At 63.7% G+C, this 14983-nt stretch carries 10 protein-coding genes; 6 read left to right on the plus strand and 4 right to left on the minus strand.

The genetic code is table 11. From position 1 onward, the window contains the following. Positions 1–38 precede the first annotated feature (38 nt). From AAHE99_RS19365 to AAHE99_RS19385, 5 genes are read left to right on the plus strand one after another with little or no spacing between them, the layout of a single operon-like run. Entirely contained in the window at positions 39–3032 is a 2994-nt protein-coding gene (locus AAHE99_RS19365) for a TonB-dependent receptor (RefSeq protein WP_342118990.1), read from the plus strand. A gap of 24 nt (positions 3033–3056) precedes the next feature. Continuing rightward, on the plus strand, positions 3057–6026 hold the full coding sequence (locus tag AAHE99_RS19370) for a TonB-dependent receptor plug domain-containing protein (protein ID WP_342118991.1): 2970 nt from the start codon (positions 3057–3059) through the stop codon (positions 6024–6026). A 30-nt stretch (positions 6027–6056) separates the two neighbouring features. Next, on the plus strand, positions 6057–7421 hold the full coding sequence (locus AAHE99_RS19375) for a Gfo/Idh/MocA family protein (RefSeq protein WP_342118992.1): 1365 nt from the start codon (positions 6057–6059) through the stop codon (positions 7419–7421). Next, the gene (locus AAHE99_RS19380; RefSeq protein WP_342118993.1) at positions 7421–8566 is read left to right on the plus strand and encodes an FN3 domain-containing metallophosphoesterase family protein; all 1146 of its coding nucleotides are present in this window, start codon (positions 7421–7423) and stop codon (positions 8564–8566) included. Before AAHE99_RS19375 ends, AAHE99_RS19380 begins: the two co-directional genes overlap by 1 nt. A gap of 53 nt (positions 8567–8619) precedes the next feature. Next, positions 8620–9630: a TraB/GumN family protein gene (locus tag AAHE99_RS19385; protein ID WP_342118994.1), complete on the plus strand. Its 1011-nt coding sequence runs from the start codon at positions 8620–8622 to the stop codon at positions 9628–9630. 13 nt (positions 9631–9643) lie between these two features. Here the strand turns inward: AAHE99_RS19385 and AAHE99_RS19390 are convergent, their stop codons facing one another. Next, positions 9644–11293, minus strand: coding sequence for a methyl-accepting chemotaxis protein (locus AAHE99_RS19390; RefSeq protein ID WP_342118995.1), 1650 nt, complete (start codon positions 11291–11293; stop codon positions 9644–9646). Positions 11294–11425: 132 nt separating this feature from the next. Further along, positions 11426–11860 carry a carboxymuconolactone decarboxylase family protein gene (locus tag AAHE99_RS19395; protein ID WP_342118996.1) on the minus strand — a complete coding sequence of 145 codons (435 nt, stop codon included), beginning with the start codon at positions 11858–11860 and terminating at the stop codon, positions 11426–11428. A 76-nt stretch (positions 11861–11936) separates the two neighbouring features. Between AAHE99_RS19395 and AAHE99_RS19400 the strand changes: the two genes are divergently transcribed. Beyond that, complete coding sequence (locus AAHE99_RS19400) at positions 11937–12848, plus strand: LysR family transcriptional regulator (protein WP_342118997.1); 912 nt, start codon at positions 11937–11939, stop codon at positions 12846–12848. Here the strand turns inward: AAHE99_RS19400 and AAHE99_RS19405 are convergent. Both AAHE99_RS19405 and AAHE99_RS19410 read right to left on the minus strand, forming a co-directional pair. Continuing rightward, a complete protein-coding gene (locus AAHE99_RS19405; RefSeq protein WP_342118998.1) occupies positions 12845–14107 on the minus strand; it encodes a M28 family metallopeptidase in 1263 nt (420 codons plus the stop codon). The genes AAHE99_RS19400 and AAHE99_RS19405 overlap by 4 nt on opposite strands. Positions 14108–14248: 141 nt before the next feature. After that, a complete protein-coding gene (locus AAHE99_RS19410) occupies positions 14249–14974 on the minus strand; it encodes a hypothetical protein (protein WP_342118999.1) in 726 nt (241 codons plus the stop codon). Between the last annotated feature and the right edge of the window lie 9 nt (positions 14975–14983).

A 14983-nucleotide genomic window follows, 5' to 3' on the forward strand; every position in this document is an offset into this window, starting at 1 on the left:
CGGGCTGCTTACAACCATACGAAACACGGAGATACAGCATGCGAACCCAAAAGAAGGCCCTTGCACTGATGATCGGCCTGGCCATCGCCGGCCAGGCATGGGCCCAGTCCAACGCTACCACCACCATCTTCGGTGAGGTGAAGACGCCGTCCGGCGCCAGCGTGGTGGTGCAGAACCTGGAAACCGGCGTGCAGCGCACGCTGACGCCCGATGCATCCGGCCGCTACGTGGCGAACTCGATGCCGCCGGGCCGCTACGCGGTCAAGGTGCTGCGCGCCGGCACCGTGGAAGCGACGCAGGAAGTCGAAGCGCGCGTCGGCAGCGGCGTGGAAGCCAACTTTGGCGGCGCCGAAATGCAGAAGGTGGTGGTGAGCTCGGTGCGCAACCGCATCGACGTCTCCAACACCAATAACGGCGTGGTGTTCACCGCACGCGAACTGAAACAGCTGCCGGTTGCGGCCGACGTAGCCTCCGTCGTGCAGCTGACGCCCGGCGTCTCGCGCGGCACCAACGGCCAGTACGGCAGCGCGCCGTCGATCGCCGGTTCGGGCCAGTCCGAGAATGCCTTTTACGTCAACGGCTTCCCGATCACCAACATCCTGACCCAGGTCGGCGCCTCGGAACTGCCGTTCGGCGCGATCTCGAATATGCAGGTGCTGTCCGGCGGCTACGGCGCGGAGTTCGGCCGCTCCACCGGTGGCGTCATCAACATCACCACCCGCAGCGGCGGCAACAAGTTCGAGTTCGGCGGCAAGTACGCCACCATTCCAGGCTCCCTGCGCGGAACGCCCGAAAATACCTATTACGCCAACACCGGCGCCAATCCGGACACCGACGGCAAGCTGCTGTACTGGAACCGCGACAACCACACCACCAGCAAGGTCGCTGGCCTGTACGGCAGCGGTCCGATCATCGAGAACAAGCTGTTCGCCTTTGTAGCGCTGGAACAAACCAAGACCGATTCCAGCTCAATCGGCGCCGCCAGCAGCGCCGGTCAAAGCACCGCCACCGGCTGGAGCACCAGCGGCACCACCGTCAAGCGCTTCCTCGGCAAGATCGACTACAACCTGACCGAGAACCACCACTTCGAATTCACCAAGCTGTACGACCAGACCCGCACGCGCAGCCAGGCGTACGGCTTCGATTACGGCACCCTGACGCGCAACGACGTCCCCGGCAACAAGGCGCAGGAAACCATCAACTGCTGCGCCTCCGCCTCCGCACCGGGCGCCAATATCGGCATCTTCAAATACACCGGCTACCTGACCGATGCGCTGACGGTGACTGCGCTGTACGGCGACTCGCGCACCTCGCACCGCCGCATCCCGGACGGCTACAACCCGGCACTGGCGCAGACTTCCTCCTCCGTCACCGCGCGCGTGCCGGGCCTGACCTACAACAACCCGCAGACCGTGACCGGCAGCCTGGTCGACCCGTCCTCGCATGACAACCAGAAGGGCATGCGCCTGGACGCCGAGTACAAGCTGGGCGACCACTCGCTGCGCGCCGGTATCGACCGCCTGAAGATCGATTCCCTGGTCGGCACCACGCTGGCCGGCGGCTACCGCTGGACCTACCGCAAAGCCACCGACCCGAACCGCCCGATCAACGGCGCCTTCGAGACCCCGGCGCAGGGCGGCGGCTACGGCTTGCAGGGCTACTACGTCAGCAAGGACATCACCGACCGCCTGGCGCGCCCGACCAGCACCCAGTCCGCGCAGTACATCCAGGACCATTACCAGGTCAACGACCGCCTGCTGCTGGACGTCGGCGTACGCCGCGAACAGTTCACCAACTACACCACCGAGGGTGATGCTTTCATCTCCCAGCGCAGCATGATCGCGCCGCGCCTGGGCGCCACCTGGGACGCGTACGGCGACAGTTCGCTGAAAGTGTACGCCAACGCCGGCCGCTACCACTTGCCGGTGCCGTCCAACCTGTCCAGCAATATGGCCAGCCCTTCGCTGAACACCAGCGAGTTCTTCACCTACACCGGCGTTGACGCGGCGACCGGCGCGCCGACCGGCCTGCACGCCATCAGCAAGCCGTACTCCGCCAACAATGCCTACGGCGTGGGCCGCGATGCGCGCGAGGTGACCGCCATCGGCCTGAAGCCGTTGTCGCAGGATGAATTCGCGCTGGGCTTCGAGCGCGCCATCACGCCCAAGCTGGTGGTCGGCGCGGGCCTGCTGTACCGCAAACTGAACGACACCAACGACGATACCTGCGACCAGCGTCCGATCGATGCATGGGCTGAACGCAACAAGGTCGATACCAGCCACTGGAGCGGCTTCCAGTGCGCCATCATCAACCCGGGCCGCGGCAACAACCTGTGGATCGACTTCGCCGACGGCAAAGGCCTGCGCCAGGTCGATATCAGCGCCGCCGAATGGGGCAATCCAAAACCTGACCGCAGCTACCGCGCTCTAAACCTGTCGCTCGAGCATCCAATGAGCGACGGCTGGTACGGCAAGCTGACCTACACCCTGTCGCGCCTGAAGGGCAATATGGAAGGCCAGACCGACACCATCGGCGGCGGCGACGTGGCGCTGACCGTCAGCACCGATCACAAGGAGCTGATGTACAACGCCTACGGCTACCTGCCGAGCGACCATCGTCACCAGCTCAAGGCCTACGGCTTCTGGCAAGTGGCGCCGGAGTGGATGGTGGGCGGCAACCTGGCCCTGATTTCCGGCGCGCCCCGCAACTGCATCGGCGCGCTGCCGGAGAACCTGCACTGGGACGACGACTACGGCGACGCCTACTTCTTCTGCAACGGCAAGCCCGCGCCGCGCGGCAGCCAGGGCCGCATGCCGTGGCAAACCCAGTTGGACCTGAACCTGGTCTATACCCCTGCTTTCGCCAAAGGCCTGAGCCTGAAGGTCGACGTGTTCAACGCCCTGAACCGCCAGACCGTGACCCGCTACAACGAAACGCGTGAAGATGCCGGCGCCATTTCCCAGCACTACCTGGAAGTGGCCGGACGCACCTCGCCGCGTTCCGTCCGATTGACCGCTGAATACAACTTCTAAGACAAAAACCGAGAGGAGATAGCTGTGGAACTGAAGAAACTGATCGCTGCGCTGGCAGCAGTAGGCCTGGCAGGCGGCGCCATCGCCGCCGAAGCCGATGACAAGAAGGACGAGAAGGGCGAAAAGGTCCATCGCGTGGAAGTCACCGGTTCGAGCCTGAAGCGTATCAACGCCGAAACCGCGTCGCCGGTGCAGGTGATCGATGCCAAGCAGATTGAAAACATGGGCGCCCGCACCCTGATGCAGGTGCTGGACAACCTGCCGGCCGCGCGCCCGGCGCAGCAGGACTTCCGTTCCATGTTCACCGGCTCCGACGGCGGCTCGCAGGCCAACCTGCGCGGCCTGGGCGCGCAAGGCACCCTGGTGCTGCTGAACGGCCGCCGCCTGTCGTTCTACGGCGCACCGGCTGGCTTCCAGACCATGTTCGTCAACATCGACGCGATCCCTGCGGCGGCGATCGAACGCATGGAGATCCTGACCGACGGCGCATCGGCGGTCTATGGTTCCGACGCGGTGGCGGGCGTGATCAACGTCATCACCAAGAAAAACTACCAGGGCCTGGAAGCGCGCGCCACCATCGACCACTCGCAGGAAGTGTCGTCCTACGGCGAGCGCCAGGCCAGCCTGGTGTACGGCAAGGGCGATGTCGGCAGCGACGGCTATAACATCATGGCCTCGCTGAACGTCTACCAGCGCGACCGCATTGCCCTGGAAGACACTTACGACAAGCGTCCGGCGCATTTCTACGTCAACAACCCGAACTACATTTCCAACTTCCGCATCGGCGTCGGCAGCGAACCTGGCCAGCCTAACCCGGGCACCTTCTTCGTGTTCGACCCGGCCAAGGGCAATGCGCGCACCCAGCGCGCCGTAGCCGGCTGCTCCACCTTCATCACCGAAGCCTCGGGCACGCGCTGCGTGTGGAACAACCTGCCGTACTCGCTGGACACCGGCCCGACTTCCGACCGCGTGACCGGCTTTGTGGCCGGTCGCAAGAAGTTCGGCGACGACATGGAAGCTTTCGCCGAAGCCGCCTTCACCCACATCCGCATGCGCGGTGAAAACGGTCCGCGCAGCTTTAACAGCGGCTCGGTCAACAACTGGTTCTCGCGCAACACCGGCACCAAGCTGAATACCTTCACCCAGCCTTACCTCGGCCCGAACAACGTCTACCTGAAGGGCAAGCTGGACGCCGACATGGCGGCCAAGATGGGCGGCGCTGCTGGCCTGAACTACATCCTGCAGGATGCCAAGGGCCACTTCGGCCAGAAGAACCTGGACGACAACTACCGCGTTCTGGCAGGCCTGAAAGGCCATGTGGGCGGCAGTTGGGACTTCGAGACCGCGCTGGGCGTGGCGGGCAGCCACTCGACCCTGTACCAGACCACCAATATCAACACCAAAGGCTTCGAGAAAGCCTTCGGCCCGACCCGCGTAGACCCTGCGACCGGCCGTACCTATATCTCCGACAATCCTGCCTACAAGTTCGGCGAGATCAGCGAAGCCAATGCAGCACTGCTGCGCGAGGCTTACCCGACCTTCGACATCCAGTCCTGGACCAAGCTGATTACCTTCGACGCCAAGGTGGAAGGCACGCTGTTCAACCTGGGCGACCGTGAAGTGCGCGCCGCCTTCGGCACCAACCTTATGCGCGAAAGCTTCGACACCCCGGGCAACGCCGATGCGGCCAATGGCCTGATCACCCAGCAGGGCGGCTCCTGGTTCGACGGCAAGCGAACTGTCAGCGCGCTGTTCGGCGAAGTGGTGGTGCCGGTCACGGAAACTCTGGAAGTCAACGCCGCAGCGCGCCTGGACAAGTACCCGCACTTCTCCGCCAACCTGGCGCCGAAGCTTGGCGTGCAATGGCGTGCGCGTCCGGAAATCATGGTACGCGGCACCTACTCGGAAGGTTTCCGCGCACCTAACCTGGCCGAATCGGGCAGCGGCGGCGTGTTCGCCCAGGTGGGCGGCATCCGCGACACCGTGCGCTGCGATGAAACCAATGCCATCGCCAAGCTGCTGCAGAAGTCCGTCACCAAGACCGAGCAGGATCTGGGCAAGGCGCTGCTCAACTCCAATTGCTCGACCACCGTCGGCGGCCTGACCCCGCCGAACCCGGACCTGCAGCCGGAGAAGGCCAAGATCTCCACCTTCGGCCTGGTGCTGCAGCCGGCCAAGGACGTCAGCATTTCGCTGGACTACTGGTTCGTCTACCGCCGCGACGAGATCGTGCGCCAGGACTTCAACCAGCTGTTCACCCAACTGGTTGAAAAGTATGGCCCGGCGCTGCAAGGCACCAATCAGGCGATCCGCAACGACTTGAGCGATGCCGATCGCGCCAACATGGCCGCTGTGGTCACCATGTGCGCCAACCCGGCCAACGCCGCAGCCTGCAACGGCGCATTGCCGAAGTACTCGGTGGGTAACCTGGGTGGCCTGATCAACTCCTACTCCAACCGCGGCCGCACCTTGCTGGACGGCTTCGACATCGACGCGCGTGCACGCTGGTCGCTGGGCGAGTGGGGCAAGCTGGGCACCGGCGCCGCCTTCACCATCCGCAAGCGCGAGACCTACAACTACGACGACGGCGGCGGCTTCTCCGGCAACTACGTCGGCTACTACGATTCGCCACGCCTGCGCGGCACCCTGAACGCCGACTGGAGCTACCGCAACTTCACCACCAGCCTGTTCATCAACTATACCGGCAAGGCCAAGTGGGCTTACGGCGAGTGGGATACCGACAACACGCCGGAAAACTGCACGGCAGCTGGTGTGGAGATGCCGCAGAACCTGTGCAAAGGCCAGCCTTCGTACACCACCGCCAACCTGGGCTTCACCTGGAAACCGACCAAGGCACTGGACCTGAACCTGAACATCAAGAACGTGACCAACAAGATGCCGTACTACGATCCAAACGGCTGGGAAGGTTACAACCACCAGACCAACCTGTTTGGCCGCACCTTTGCGCTGACTGCCGGCTACAAGTTCTGGTAACCTGCGTTTCATTAGAGAGGTTTTGAAAAGATGGACAAGCAATTCAATCGACGACACTTCCTCACCGCCGGCGCCGCGCTGGCGGGCAGCCTGCTGCTGCCGACCGCCTTCGCTGCAGGCAGCCGCGAGAAGCTGCGGCTTGGCATGATCGGTACCGGTGCGCGCGGCCAGGTGCTGCTGCGCGAACTGGTGCGCCGCGACGACGTGGAAGTGGCCGCTTTGTGCGATATCGACCCGTTCGTGCTGGGCAAGGCATTGGCCCAGTTCGAGAAGGCTGGCAAGGCCAAGCCGCGCACCTTCGGCGAGGATGGCGACAAGAACGCCTACAAGCGCATGCTCGATTCCAAACAGCTGGATGGTGTGATCATCGCTACCCCATGGGAGTGGCATGCGCAAATGGCAATCGACGCGATGCAAGCCAAGGTGCCGGTGGGTTGCGAGGTGGTGGCGGGCGTCACCCTCAAGGACCACTGGGACGTGCTGGATACGCAGCTGAAAACCGGTACGCCGTATATGCTGCTGGAGAACGTGTGCTACCGCCGCGATGTGATGGCAGTGCTGCAGATGGTGCGCGCCGGCCTGTTCGGCGAGCTGGTGCACCTGCAGGGCGGCTACCAGCACGACCTGCGCGCCGTGAAGTTCAACAGCGGTGAACCGGGCAAGGCATATGGCGGCGGCATCGAGTTCGGCGCCAAGGGCTGGTCGGAGGCCAAGTGGCGCACCGAGCATTCGGTGCAGCGCAACGGCGAGCTGTATCCAAGCCACGGCATCGGTCCGTGCGCGATGTACACCAACATCAACCGCGGCAACCGTTTCACCCGCATCAACACCTTCGCCACCAAGGCGCGCGGCTTGCACGACTACGTGCTCAAACAGGGCGGCGCCAACCACCCGAACAGCAAGGTGAAGTTCGCCCTGGGCGATATCGTGACCACCACGCTGTCGTGCGAGAACGGCGAGACCATCCTGCTGCAGCACGATACCTCGCTGCCGCGCCCATACTCGCTGGGCTTCCGCGTGCAGGGTACGGACGGCCTGTGGATGGACGTGAACCGCTCCATCCACATCGAAGGCAAGAGCAAGCCGCACCAGTGGGAGGACTTCCAGGCCTACCAGGACAAGTTCGACCATCCGCTGTGGCGCAAGTACGCCGACCAGGCGGCTGGCGCCGGCCACGGTGGCATGGATTACTTCGTGATCCACGCCTTTGTGGAAGCGCTGAAAGCGCGCGCGCCAATGCCGATCGATATCTACGATGCGGTGACCTGGAGCGCGATTACGCCGCTGTCCGAACAGTCGATTGCGCAGAACTTCCAGACCCTGGACTTCCCTGACTTCACCCGGGGCCAGTGGAGCAAGCGCAAGCCGATCTTCGCCTTCGACGACCGCTACTGATGAAAATCGCCTGGATTGCCCTGGCAGCGCTGAGCGTGGGTACCGCCTACGCCCAGTCGGAGCCTTACAAGGTGTTCGACACCAAGCCTGTCATTACAGAGGGTCCGTTCCTGTCCGCACTATCCGACACTGCGGTGTCGGTGGTGTGGATGACCGATGCGCCCAGCCATGCCAAGGTGATCCTGCGCGACGGCGACCAGGTGCGCGAGATCGAACCGCAGGTGGACGGCCTGGTGCCGGTCGGCCAGCGGCACGTGGTGACGGTGACCGGCCTTACACCCGGCAGACGCTACTCCTACGAGACCGTGTCCACCCGCGTGGTGAAGCTCAAGCCCTACTGGCCCGACAAAGGCCTGAGTACCAGCAGCGCGGCGGCCAGCTTCACCACCTTCAATCCGCAACAGGAGCGCGTGTCCTTCAGCGTAGTCACCGACACGCACGAAGACACCGCCCGCATCGGACGTTTGATGAAGATGGTGGATTGGGGCAGCACCGATGCGCTGCTGCATTTGGGCGACGCCTTCCACTGGCTCGATTCGGAAGAGCAGTTGTGGGCCAAGTGGCTGCGCCCCACGGTGGCAGGCATGGCGCCCGGCAAGCCGCTGCTGTTCGCACGCGGCAACCACGAACTGCGCGGTGCCTACGCGCGCCAGCTGGCCGGCTACGTGCCGACGCCGGAGGGCAGCTACTACTACGCCCGCACCATGGGCCCAGTGCACTTGCTGGTGCTCGACACCGCCGAGGACAAGCCCGACGACACCAACGTCTACGCCCAGCTGAATCGCACCGTGCCTTACCGCGCGGACGAACTGGCATGGCTGCGCGCGCACGTCGGCCGCAGCACGCATTTCGCAATGGCGCCTTTCCGCGTAGTGGCCATGCACCAGGGCGACTGGGGCTGGCTGCCCGACAACGGTGCGGCTTGGACCGCGCTGGCCAACCAGGCCAAGGTGGACCTGGTGATCGCCGGTCATGACCACGAGTTTTCCTATCACGCGCCCGACAGGGAGCATGGCTACCACCGCCTGATCCTGGGCCAGGACCAGCTGGCGCGGGTCGAGGCCACGCAGCGCGAGCTGACGGTGCGTGTGCTGTCCGACAAAGGCGTGCAGGTCCACCAGCTGCGCATACCGGCGCGACACTAGTTAAGGTATTATTGCCATTCTCTTAACCATTACTGACAACTAAGAGGATGACAATGAAGGTGAAGTATGTAGTGTCCGCCCTGGCATTCAGCCTGCTGGCGGCAGGCGCCTACGCGCAGGAACAGGAGCAGGAAGCTGTCCCCGCGCCGGAAGGCGAAAAAGTCGTGATCACCGGCCAGCGTCCGGGCCCCGGCATGTGGAAGGTCTCCAAAGGCGAGCACGTGCTGTACGTCTTCGGCAAATACGGTCCGCTGCCGGCGAAGATGGAATGGCGCTCGCATGAAGTGGAAGCGGTGCTGGCCAAGTCGCAGGAATACCTGTCGGAGCCGACATCGCAGGCCGGCGTCGGCGTGTGGGGCGGCATCAAGCTGGTCGCCGCCTTGCCGCAGATCTGGAACATCGAAAAGAACCCTGATGGCGCAACGCTGCAGCAGATTGTCCCGCCCGAGGCTTATGCGCGCTGGTCCGTCCTCAAGGAAAAATACATGGCCAAGGATAAGGATGTGGAGCGCTACCGCCCCATCTTCGCCGCCTCGTCCCTGTTTGAACATGGCCTGAAGCAGACCGGCCTGTCCGGCAAGGACCAGGTTGGTCCCGCCATCAACAAACTGGTCAAGCAGTCAAAGATCAAGGTCACGCCATCGAGCATCAATGTGGACCTGTCGGACGCCAGCAAGCTGCTGAAGGACTTCACCAAGTCCAACCTGGACGACGCGGCATGCTTCGCCACCACGCTGGACCGGCTGGAAGCGGACATCGACCATATGCGCGTCCGTGCCAACGCCTGGGCCATCGGCGATATCGAGACGATCCGCAAACTGGATTATGCCGACCAGGAAATCACCTGCCGTGCGGCAGTGGAGGGCAGCGCTGCGTTCAAATCGCGTCCTGAACTGGCCGAGGCGCGCGCGAAGTCGCATGAACTGTGGATGGTGAATGCGGAGAAGGCGCTGGAAAACAACGCCTCCACCTTCGCCGTGCTGCGTATGCAGGACATCTTGTCTCCAAGCGGCCTGATTGCGCGCTTGCAGGCGAAGGGTTATAAGGTCGAAGCACCCGAGTAAGGGCGCTGCTCTATCAGGCGCGCTTGGCCAGCGGGGCTGGCGCGCCGCCCAGGCGGATTTGCTGGTGGCTGGAAGTCACCGGCTTCAACGCCGATTTGTCCTTGGCGCCGCCTTGTGGCGGCAGCTTGAACACTTCCAATGCCTTGGCCACCGCCTGCGCCTGCAGGTCCAGCACGCCGGTGGCGGTGGAAGCTTCCTCCACCATCTGGCTGTTCTGGCGCGTTACTTCATCCAGCTGCACGATGGCATCCTTGACCTGGTTGACGCCAGCGCTTTGCTCGCGCGTTGCACCGCTGATTTCGCCCATGATGGCGGCCACCTGGCCGATGGCGGCGATCACCGCATCCATGTCCGCTCCCGCCGTGGTAGCCACGCTGGCGCCGGCTTCGATCTTGTCGGCCGAGGCGTCGATCAGGGCCTTGATGTCTTTGGCGGCTGCCGCGCTGCGCTGCGCCAGGTTGCGCACTTCGCTTGCGACCACGGCGAAACCACGGCCGCTTTCGCCGGCGCGCGCCGCTTCCACCGCTGCATTCAGCGCCAGGATATTGGTCTGGAACGCGATACCGTCGATCAGACCGATGATATCCACGATCTTGCGCGAAGACTGGCGGATATCGTCCATCGCGGTCACTACCTGCGCCACTGCCACGCCGGTACGGCCGGCCAGTTCCGTCGCTTCGCTCGCCACGCCGTTGGCGGTGTTCACGTTGTCGGCCGTCTGGCTGACGGTGCCGGTGATCTGGCCCATGTGGGCCGAAGTTTGTTCCAGGTTAGCCGCCTGCGCCTCGGTACGCGCCGCCAGGTCGAAGTTGGCGGTGCGCACCTGGGTGGTGGTGCTGCGGGTCAGGGCGAAGTTGCCGCGGATGTCGCCCAGGATGGACGCCAGGTTCAGGTTCAGTTGGCGCACGAATGCTTGCAGCTGGCCCAGTTCATCGTGGCGGTCCACTGCCATGCGGGTGGTCAGGTCGCCGCCGGCCAGGATGCGGGTGGCGTTGATGCAGTCCTGTACCGGCGCCACGATGGCACGGTGCAGGGTGAACCAGCCGTACAGGGCCAGCACCGCCATCAGCACGGCCTGCACATGCAGCGCAGTGGTGGAATAAGGCAGTACGGCATGCAGCGCCATCGACACCGCCAGCAGCGCCATGCTGCCGAAGGTCAGTGCCATGCGCTGCGACAGCGAAATGTCGCGCAGGGCGCGGGCCCACTTGCGGCGGCCGCGCGGGGCAGCCGCGCCGCGCTGGATACGCACGCCGTCCGGATTGGCGCCCTTGACGGTGCGGTACAGCTGTTCGGCATCCTTGACCTGCTCGCGCTTAGGCTTGGTGCAGACCGACATGAAGCCGGTCGTCTTGCCCTTTTCGATCACGGGAGTGACGTTGGCGATGCACCAGAAGTAGCCGCCATCCTTGCAGCGGTACTTGACCAGGCCGCGCCACGGTTCGCCCGACATGGTGGTGCGCAGCATGTCCTCATCGACCTCGCCCGGCATGTCGGGATGATGGAACGATACCTGCGGCCGGCCGTTCAGCTCTTCGTCGGAAAAGCCGCTGGTGGCGGTGAAAGTGGAGTTGGCGTAGGTCAGGCGACCCTGCAAGTCCATGGTGATGACGATTGGCTTGCCGTCTTCAAGGAGGGTTTCGTGTTCGGCGTTGCTGCGCATGTGGGCTACTTTGCTTCAGTGTGGAAGGGTCGCCGAGCATACTAGCAGATCGCCATTTGGCTGGGATGAGGCCGCGCTCTAAGCGAGGCCTTTCCGTGGTATTTCCGCAAAAAAGATTGTTGTGCAGCCAACTCATTCGGGTTGTTTGGCAAAGCCTACGCCGAACCGGTTCCAGGCATTGATGGCGGCGATAACAAAGGTCAGTTCGGCCATCTCCTGCGCGTTGAACTGTGCCACGACCGCCTGGTAGATAGCGGCCGGCGCATGGCGGGTCGCCACTTCGGTCAGGGTTTCGGTCCACAGCAGCGCCGCACGCTCGCGTTCATTGAAGAAAGGCGTCTCGCGCCAAGTGGACAGCGCCATCAGGCGGCGCACGGTTTCCCCTGCCTTGAGCGCGTCGCTGGTGTGGTAGTCGACGCAGTAGGCGCAGCCATTGATTTGCGAGGCGCGAATGCGCACCAGTTCACGCAGCGGCGCAGGGAGCACCGATTCGGCGACGGCTTTTTCCATGGCCATCATGGCTTTCATGGCATTCGGGGCGGCTTGGTAGTAGTTGATTCGGTCCATGCCTGAACTTTAATTCGGACGGCTTTGCGGATAAACTGGTCTGAATCGGATTAACTGAACGGAAAGTCGGACAATTATGGCCTTTGACCGCCTGGAAGCCATGCGCGCCTTTTGCCGCATCGTGGAGGTTGGGAGTTTTGTCGGCGCGGCCGATGCGCTGGGCGTACCGAAGACCACCATCTCCGGCCAAATCCAGGGCCTGGAAGCACACCTGGGCATGAAGCTGCTGCACCGGACCACGCGCAAGGTGTCGCCCACCACTGATGGCGCGGCCTATTATGAACGCGCCCGCGCGTTGCTGGACGATCTCGACGAACTTGAATCCAGCGCCGCACATGCGCGCAACCTGCCGCGTGGCCGGGTGAAGGTGGAGATGCCGTCGCCGGTCGGCACCTTCCTCATCATCCCGGCGTTGCCGGACTTCGTGGCGCGCTACCCGGATGTGCAGCTCGATATCGGCTGCGGCGAGCGGGTGTTGGACCTGGTGCAGGAAGGGATCGATTGCGCCTTTCGTGGCGGCCCCGTGGCGGACCATGAGCTGGTTGCGCGCCCGGCCGGGCAGATGCGTTTCTGCCTGTGCGCTGCGCCGTCTTACCTCGCAAGCGCGCCGCCGCTGGCAACGCCGGCCGACCTGGCGCAGCACCGCTATCTTGGCTTTGTATTCGCCGCCACCGGCAAGCAGTTCACGCCAATGCTGCACCGTGGAGTGGAAAGCCACAGCATCACCCAGCCGCCCGCCATGCGCTTCAATAACGCTGGTGCTTACATCGCTTCCGGCGTGGCCGGCTTGGGGATCGTGTCGATTGCGCGCGCCGAAGCTGCGCAACATTTGCGCAGCGGGGCGCTGGTGGAACTGTTGCCGGAGTGGCAGCTGGGCAGCATGCCGATCAATCTGGTGTATCCGTACACACGCAGGCTGTCGGCCCGCGTGCGCGCTTTCACGGACTGGGCCACCGCCTTGATGGCGAGTGACCCGCTGTGGTCTTAAGGCTGTTTGACGACCTTGGCGCCGACCAGCTTGGCCACGCCGGCCAGCGTGGTTTGCGCCGCGTTCAGGCCAAGCAGGAAGTCCTTGTCCGAATAGTTCGAATACAGGTCGGTCGGCTGGTGCCAGTGCGGATTCCAGCCGGCGCCGATCTGCTGCCCGCGCTCGTTCTCGCGCAGCGAGATGGAGGGCACCAGGTCCATGAACGGCGTGGAGTCGGTATTGGTCATGTGGAAGCCCACAGCCGCCGGGTAGTTGGTGGCGTACTTGTCGTTCGCTGCGCGGAATTCCCAGGCCAGCTTGGCCGAGCCTTCGGCCTGTTTCGACTGCGACTGGTATTCGATGTTCACATCGGCTTCCAGACGCTGTTCTTTCGGCAGCTCGTAGATTGGGTGGCCCTTGGCGTCCAGCACCGGCTTGCCGGAGGCATCCAGTTTCGGCACCGGCATGCCGTGGTCGAACAGCATCATGTCGTGCTGGATCATGCCCAGCCACTTCGGCTCAGGATATTTGCCGGAGCCTTTCGGCGACTCGATGCCTTGCAGGTTCTTGCGCTGCTCCACGTAGGCTGCCGCGCCATTCAGGCCGGTTTCTTCGTTGTTCCACAGTGCGAAGCGGATCGAGCGGTCGGTTTCCACGCCGGGCTGGCTGAAGATGCGCGCCAGCTCCATCACCAGCGCGGTGCCGGAACCGTCGTCATTGGCCGCCTCGCCGAAGCCGATGCCGTCCATGTGCGCGCTGACGATGTACATCTCGTCCGGCCGGGTCTTGCCGATCTTGGTGCAGTACACGTTTTCGCGCAGCGAGGTGCCGAGCGGGGTTTGTTCCGCGTTCAGGGCGCGCAGGCGTTCGTCCGGCTGCGCCATCGGGTCGGAATTCACTCCGGTGCGGGCGCGGTTGCCGAACAGGGTGCTGCCGCCCTGGCCCGGCGGGCCGCCCGCGCCGCCACCCGCTGCCACGGCAGGCTTGCCGCGCACGACCGGTTCGGTGAACTGGTATTGCAGGCGCTCCACGTTGGAGCAGCCGTAAGCCTTCAACTGGGCCTCGATCCAGTCCAGCGCCTGCCGGTTGCGTTCCGTGCCCTGGCGGCGGTCGCCAAAGCGCGTCAGCGACTTGATGGTGGCCTTGTACTTTTCCAGCTCCAGCTGCCCGACCAGTCCGGAGATGGGGTCTTGCTGCTGTGCGGCGGCATGCGGTGCTGCCATGGCAAAGGAGAGGGCCAGCGCCATGCCGACAGCGCCGCGGAGTGGAATAGGGATCATCTGGTTTCCTCGGGTAACTTTCAATGCCGAAGATAATGGCAGATTTGCGCGTGGGCGAAGCCAGAGAATTGTAGCGGCGTTGTTACATTGGGCGGGAGGCGGGCGTTCCGCAAGGTCTACGCCCCGTCCTCCGGCGCCGGGCTACTTCATGGAACTGAGTTCGGCCTTGTACTCGATCATCTCGCCGACAATGCTGTCCACATTGCGCGCCACGTCCTCCAGGAATTTGTCGTAGGAGCCGGCGCCATTGACTTCATCGTAGGCAGGCGCGTAGGCGCGCATATCGTTGTCGAAGTCCTTGAAGCCTTCCTTCAAGCGCGATGCCAGGATGACCTGCGGCTGGCCCGAGGCCCAGGTGCGCCAGACTGCGACGTTGCGCCCCAGCTTTTCCCACACCGCCTTATTGGTTTTCAGCGCTGCGGTATTCGCGATGCTCCGTCCCGGCTTGATGTAGAAGCGTGTCAGCACCGCCTTGTTCGACCAGTTGCCGGCTTGCGTGGTACTGAGCTTGTCATCGAAGGTGACGAACAGCGTCGGCGCGGATTTTGAGATGTGCGGCAGGATCTGTGTTTCGTAATGCTTGGTATGGGCGGCCGACAAGTCGCCGCGGCCTTCCAGTGCAGTCCAGCCGTTAGGGCCTTCGTTGATCTGGAAGGCCCCGGTATCAGGGCCGCTGAGCACCTCGTACACCCGCCACTTCCATTGGCCGCTGTGGTATTCCTTGACGTGGGCGGCCAGCGCTTTCTTGAAGGCCGCCATATGGCCATCTTTGACCCACACCCGGTCGCTGGTCAACACGACGTCGGGTGTGCCTTGCGCGATGGCGAACAGCGGGAAGAGCAGGGCAAGCAGGATTATCTTTTTCATTTTCAGCCT

This window comes from Pseudoduganella sp. OTU4001 (assembly GCF_038440195.1).
Classification (GTDB): domain Bacteria; phylum Pseudomonadota; class Gammaproteobacteria; order Burkholderiales; family Burkholderiaceae_D; genus Rugamonas.